Source organism: Streptomyces sp. SID14478, from assembly GCF_010548525.1.
In the GTDB taxonomy this organism is placed as follows: domain Bacteria; phylum Actinomycetota; class Actinomycetes; order Streptomycetales; family Streptomycetaceae; genus Streptomyces.
Map to the genome: position 1 here is coordinate 1 of NZ_JAAGMG010000638.1, position 6031 is coordinate 6031.

Genomic DNA, 6031 nt, shown 5'->3' on the forward strand with positions numbered 1-6031 from the left:
GCCAGGGGCCGCTCCGGGTGCTCCGGGTGCTCCGTGGTCAGTGGCCGCCGCGCCCTGGACCGCCGTGTCGTACCCGGCGCCCGCGGGGGCCGTCGGTGCGGGCCCGGCGGGGGCCTGTGCGGGAGCAGCGGGAGCGTCCACCGGCACGGGAGGTGCGGACGGTGCCGGGGGGACCGCAGTGCCCTCGTTCTCGGTGCTCACAGCTTTCTCTCCTCGATCCACGGCTGTTGCCGGTCCGGCCCGGTTGGGTGCCCGTTCCGGCATGGTCCTGTCACGGTCCAGTTGTGCATTTGTACGTGGTCAGCCTTGCCCACAGGGCGTCAGGGCGCCATAAGGCGATCCTGTGCGTCCGTTGCCATCCTTTATGCCGGACGAAACGGACGCATCCGCTAGGCCGAACTTTCTCGGTGGCCCGCCGCGCGGTGGCACCATGACGCGGTGACCCACGCACGACAGCAGCGCATCCAGGTCGTCGCCCACCGCGGTGCCTCGGAGGACGCCCCCGAGCACACATTGGCCGCATACAAGAAGGCGATCGAGGACGGTGCCGATGCCCTCGAATGCGACGTGCGACTCACGGCGGACGGCCATCTCGTCTGCGTGCACGACCGTCGCGTCAACCGTACGTCGAATGGCCGCGGAGCGGTCTCCGCCCTGGAGCTCGCCGATCTGGCCGCCCTCGACTTCGGCTCCTGGAAGGACCTCGACGAGGGGCCCGACTGGACGGTGGGCTCGGCCGACACCTCCGTACTGACGCTGGAGAGACTCCTCGAACTGGTCGCGGACGCCGGACGCCGGGTCGAGCTGGCCATCGAGACCAAGCACCCCACACGCTGGGCGGGTCAGGTGGAGGAACGTCTCCTGTACCTGCTCAAGCGCTTCGGCCTGGACGCCCCGTCGCCCGACGAGCCCTCACCAGTACGCGTGATGAGTTTTTCGGCCCGTTCCTTGTCGCGCGTACAAGAAGCGTCGCCGACGCTGCCGACCGTCTACTTGATGCAGTTCGTCTCGCCCCGCCATCGCGAAGGACGCCTCCCCAAGGGCGTGCACATCGCGGGGCCCGGCATCCGGATCGTGCGCAACCATCCCGCGTACATCGAGAAGCTCACGCGCGCGGGTCACCAGGTGCACGTCTGGACGGTGAACGAGCCCGACGACGTCGACCTCTGTGTACGGCTCGGCGTGGACGCCATCATCACGAACCGGCCGGCGGCGGTGCTGCGCCACCTCGGCAGGGGCTGATTTCCGGCCACCTTTGCGCCGGTCCGTCACAGGGAGTGCTCCGGCGCGTTCGGTCCGTATTCGATCGTTACGAGTGCGTCACCGGACGCGGTGTGGCCGGTTTCCGGTCCAGTCCATTGGGGCATTCACACCGTGGCGTGGGGCAAAGGAGGTCTCGGGGGTGGCGTTGGTGGTGGCACAGGAGGTGCCGGCGTCGTCGAGCATGGCCGTACCCCATGGCCCTGCGGGCGTGGGCGAAGCACGACACCGGATGCGTGATCAGCTGCGCAGGAGCGGGGTCGCGGAGACGGTCGTCGACGATGCGGTTCTGATCCTTTCCGAGCTGCTCAGCAATGCCTGCCGGCACGGCAGGCCGCTCGGTGACGAGATGACGGGCGACGGGGACGTGCGCGCCGCGTGGCGCGTGGACGGCCGGGGATGTCTCACGGTCGAGGTCACGGACGGCGGCGGTCCTACCCGCCCGGTTCCGGCCACTCCCTCGGTCACCGCACGCGGTGGCCGCGGACTCAACATCATCGCGGCGCTCTCCGACGACTGGGGCGTGCGGGACGACGCCCGGGGAGAGGTCACCGTCTGGGTGGTCGTGCACAAGGACGTGCACGCGCAGGAGGCGGCGCACCGCCGCGACGACTTCGCCGCCCGCATCGCCTCGCCGCCGGTATCGGACCTGGCGGGTCTGGACTTCGCGGACGCCTTCGACGAACTGGGCTGACCGCCGCCTCACGAGGGGCACTTGAGCCGGATCCCACCCTTGTCAGTACGAGCGGCTAGGCTCGCGCCCGTACGTACGAGCGCCGTATCCGGGAGACACCCAAGATGGCCAAGAAGCGCCCCCAGACCAAGGGCAAGACCCACGTCGCCGAGGGAGCCCGCGCCGTAGGCGCTGAGGGGGACCTTCCGGTCGTCGGCGCCCGCGAACCCTGCCCCTGTGGCAGCGGCCGCCGCTACAAGGCCTGCCACGGCCGCGCCGCCGCGCACGCGGTGACCGAACTCGTCCAGCGCCCCTTCGAAGGCCTTGCGGGCGAGGGCGACTGGGTCGCCCTGCGCGAGCTGGTGCCCGCCGCGACGGTCGAGCTGCCCCTGAAGGACGCGCTGCCCGAAGGGGTGCCTTCCGTCACCCTCGCGACCGTGCTGCCGATGGCGTGGCCCGCGCTGCGCCGCGACGACGGCTCGGTCCTGCTCGGCCTGCAGAACGACACGTCGTCGGGCGACCTCAGCCGCGACCTGGCCGACACCCTGCAGCGCGCGCTGACCGCCGAGCCGGGCAACCCGGTGCAGGCGCGCCGTGCGCCCGCGGACGGCCCGCGCCTGCAGGACCTGCTGGACCCGGACGGCTCTTTCGAGCCGGTCGTGCACACGGGCTTCGAGTTCTGGGTGCCGGACTCGGAGAACGCCTCGGGTGAGGTCGCCGCTTCCCTGGAGCGGGCCAACGCCGCGGCGATCCCGACGGTGAAGCTGGCCGGCGTGGACAGCGCCTACTGGTGCGAGACGCCGGAGAAGAACCACCTCCGCTGGGTCATGCCGCACCCGGAGGAGAAGCTGCTCGACGCGCTCGCGCGGCTGCACGCGGCGGGCGCGTCCTCGCTCGGCGAGGGCACGCGCCTCGTCGGCTCGTTCCGGGCGCACGGCCTGACGGTGCCGGTGTGGGACCTGCCCAGCGCGGTGAAGGCCGAGGACATCGAGAAGCCGGCCGCCGAGTTCGCCGAGCGTCTCGCCGCCGCGCTCGCCACGGACGCGCCGCTGACCGCCGACGAGCGACGCGCGCGTGGCGGACTCACCAACCGACAGGTGACGCTCAGCTGAGTCACAGGATCTTGCTGGACTGACCGACCGGTCAGCCGCTCGGGCCACGGAATGCGCCTTCAGGGCGGGTGACTCCGGTCACAACTCCCCGTAGGCGCAAGTAAATCCGTGTCCGAATAGAAGAGATCGAATTTGCTAACTGCCGATCTCTTGTTACCGTTCGAGTAGCCCGGTTGCTGGTGCATCCCCCGTCGCCAGCAACCGGGCGCTTTCATGCCCGCGTCCGGCTCGCGCGCCTCAACCTCCGTGCGCAGGCGCCGAGTTGCTCCCCGAGCGCAGCAACAGCGGGCTGTCCGCGCGCGATGCGTACTCCGCGACCGCGGCATGGCGCGACAGCTCTCCCCGGCTCCGCTCGCGCGGCGTCTCGCACATGCCCGGCTCGTCCTCGGCGCCCACCGGGCAGCTGATCTGCACCGTGCGTCCGCCGGGCGCCATCAGGGTCAGTACGGCGGTCAATCCCGCGCCGGTCGTGTTGCGGTAGTAGGTCCGCGCCCAGGTGTCCCGGCCCTGGCTGAGCACACAGGTCTGCGCCTCGATGCCTTCGGGGGAGGCGAGTTGGGGGCCGCAGTGCGCGGTGGCCGGGCCCGGTCCGCCCAGGAGGGACGAGGACGGCCGGCCCGGCGCGGCGTCGGACTTCTCGCCCACGGCCACGGCATCGGACTCCTCGACCGCGGCGCCGCCCGCCGTGCCCGCCGGGGCCGCTGCCTTGTCGCCGGCCCTGTCGTCGACCTTGTCGGCCGCACCCGTCAGTGCCGATTCCGCTTTCTCTGCTTTCTCTGCTTTCTCCGCGGCCGGGCGGGCGGGCCCGTCGCCCGCAGGACCCGCGGACGCGCCCGCCAGCGGCAGCGCGGCAGTGAGCACCACCACGGCGAGGAGTCCGAACAGGCGCAGGCGCGAAGGGGGTCTCCCCTGCTCGGGCCCGTCCGGGAGCGTGGGGAATGGTGGCGCGGCAGGCATGCTGCCGAAGATATCGGCGCATGCCTGCCGGGACGGCTCGCCGCGCGCCCGATTCCGCTACAACTCGGGCGCGCTCACACCCGTACGAGTGAGAGCGTCCACGACCGCGTCGACCACGGCCTCCACATCGGGTGCCCAGGGCGCCGCCGAACCGGGCAGCGGCGCGCGCTCCCAGCGGACCTGTCCGGCGCCGGTGGCGGACGGCGGCAGCGCGATGTAGCCGCCCTCCCCGTGGAAGCGGAGCGAGCCGGGCACGAAGTCCTTGGCGTACAGCAGCTCGCCGAGCTGCTCCAAGGAATAGGGCGCCACGAGGAGGAACAGCCGCTCCGGCGTCGCGATCACCGGGCCGAGCCGGACCTCGGCCCGGTCGAGCACCGCGAGCGCCCGGGCGCCCGCGACGGCGGGGAGGCTCACGGCGCAGGGCGCATGCCCCCCGACGCCGGACGTGGCTCCGGTGGCGAGCACGATCGGGGCCGTCGGCCGGTTGGTCCACCACCAGCGGACCATGCGCTCGTCGGTCGTCGCGGCGAGCAGTCCGGGGTCGAAGGGGTGCGCGCCCGGCACCGTGCACTCCGGATCGGGGCAGGCACAGCGCACGCCGTCGCGGCGCCCCGCCGCGGCGAGCCCTATGCCCGGCAGAACCGGCCATTGCCACGCTGTCGCGAACGTGAGGGCCGCGCTGATCAGGTCAGACTTCCCGCTGTCACGCCTGGACAGGAGCCTGCGTCGCCTTCCGAGGATCTCGCGCATGAGCGCTCGTTCCTTTCCGTAGACCGAAGAGAACGCTGTGGGCCACATCACACCATGTGTCGATCAGTCACTGCGTGTACGTACTGGAGCGCCTGACCTCAGCCCGAGTCGCCGGCCTGAGACAGGGGTAACCCCCATAGTCCGAGCGCGTGCTGTGTCCTTTAAAAGCCTGGCGTGGGGTGGCGGTGCCTGGCGTTTGCCATCCCGCGTATTTCTCGCCGCCTCCCCCACGGGAGGATGGGGCACGGTCGTCGTTGGTTATGACGCCCGGGTCCGTCACCAGGTTCCGGGTGGATCCCAACTGCCCCTGGTCTTCTCCGAGTACGTACCCACCACGGCCGCTATGACGCTCCGTCGAACAATGCCAGTCGACCGCAATATGCCCTTCCCTGCGTCAGTTTTTGGCCAACCTAGAACAGAGATCGCATTACCGCAGAAGCCACTTGAGCACCACGGACACCAGGAATCCCGGCAGGACAATGCTGGACATCCCCTCTCCAGTGCGTGTAGATGTGGAGACATTGCTACCGGCGCAGAGTTAATGAGCCGACATGGGGGTTTGCGATGCTTTTGAGCAATATGCACCGGTCGGAAAGCCGGAAGCCATGACAACCCCACGCCTGCCGAAAGTGGCTGGAATCGATTCCCCTCCTGGACAGGTTCCCCCTCCCGCACACACCGTCGCGCCCGCGCCCGCGGTGGCACCGGTCCCTCCCGCACCCACCGCCCCCGGAGCCGTGATCCAGGACCGGCTGGCGGGCTGGGTCTCCGATCTCACGACTCTGCACGAACTCACGGAACGGCTGGCCCGTACGGCAGCACTCGACGACGCACTCCACGAACTCCTGCGCGCCGGAGCCGCCCTGATGGGCGCCCGGCGCGGACTTGTCGTCATGGAGCCGGGCGACGGCCTCGGCCCCGACACCACCGTCGGCCTCGGCCTGTCCCGCCCCGACCTCGGCCACATCGAGACGGTGCCGCGCGGCGCGACGTCGTACGGACGCATCCTGGACGGGCTCAGCACCACCCCGGAGTCGCACGCCGATCTGCTCGCCGAGGACGGACTCGACCCGCGCCACCGCGAGGTCGCCGCGCGCCTCGGCTACGCCGCGAGCTACGCGCTCCCGCTCGCCACCGACGGCACGGGCCGCCTCGGCGCCGCCGTGTGGCTCTACGACGAGCCCGCCGAGCCCGTGGAGCGCCAGCGCCACCTCATCGGCCTGTACACGCGCTACGCCACCGAGCACCTGGCCCGGCTGCTCGAACTCGAGCGCACGCG

6 protein-coding genes and 1 pseudogene are annotated in these 6031 nt (G+C 71.1%); 4 read left to right on the plus strand and 3 right to left on the minus strand.

The features are described 5' to 3' along the window. Positions 1 to 201 (minus strand): annotated as a pseudogene (locus G3I40_RS46500) (hypothetical protein); the annotation flags it as partial. Positions 202 to 438: 237 nt separating this feature from the next. On the opposite strand from G3I40_RS46500, the gene G3I40_RS21410 reads away from it, so the two are divergent. The 3 genes from G3I40_RS21410 (at position 439) to G3I40_RS21420 (ending at position 3045) form a co-directional block, all read left to right on the plus strand. Next, positions 439 to 1242 (plus strand): glycerophosphodiester phosphodiesterase, encoded by an 804-nt coding sequence (locus tag G3I40_RS21410; protein WP_164303754.1) that lies wholly within the window; start codon positions 439 to 441, stop codon positions 1240 to 1242. 73 nt (positions 1243 to 1315) lie between these two features. Continuing rightward, complete coding sequence (locus tag G3I40_RS21415) at positions 1316 to 1954, plus strand: ATP-binding protein (protein WP_164303755.1); 639 nt, start codon at positions 1316 to 1318, stop codon at positions 1952 to 1954. Between the two features lie 104 nt (positions 1955 to 2058). Beyond that, the gene (locus G3I40_RS21420) at positions 2059 to 3045 is read left to right on the plus strand and encodes a DUF5926 family protein (protein WP_164303756.1); all 987 of its coding nucleotides are present in this window, start codon (positions 2059 to 2061) and stop codon (positions 3043 to 3045) included. 237 nt (positions 3046 to 3282) lie between these two features. Here G3I40_RS21420 and G3I40_RS21425 read toward each other — a convergent pair whose 3' ends face one another. Continuing rightward, positions 3283 to 4002: a hypothetical protein gene (locus tag G3I40_RS21425; RefSeq protein WP_164303757.1), complete on the minus strand. Its 720-nt coding sequence runs from the start codon at positions 4000 to 4002 to the stop codon at positions 3283 to 3285. Between the two features lie 57 nt (positions 4003 to 4059). Continuing rightward, positions 4060 to 4752 carry a bifunctional DNA primase/polymerase gene (locus G3I40_RS21430; RefSeq protein WP_164303758.1) on the minus strand — a complete coding sequence of 231 codons (693 nt, stop codon included), beginning with the start codon at positions 4750 to 4752 and terminating at the stop codon, positions 4060 to 4062. 737 nt (positions 4753 to 5489) lie between these two features. Here G3I40_RS21430 and G3I40_RS21435 point away from each other — a divergent pair. After that, a partial coding sequence (locus G3I40_RS21435) for a GAF domain-containing protein (protein ID WP_343244985.1) occupies positions 5490 to 6031 on the plus strand: 542 nt, incomplete at its 3' end.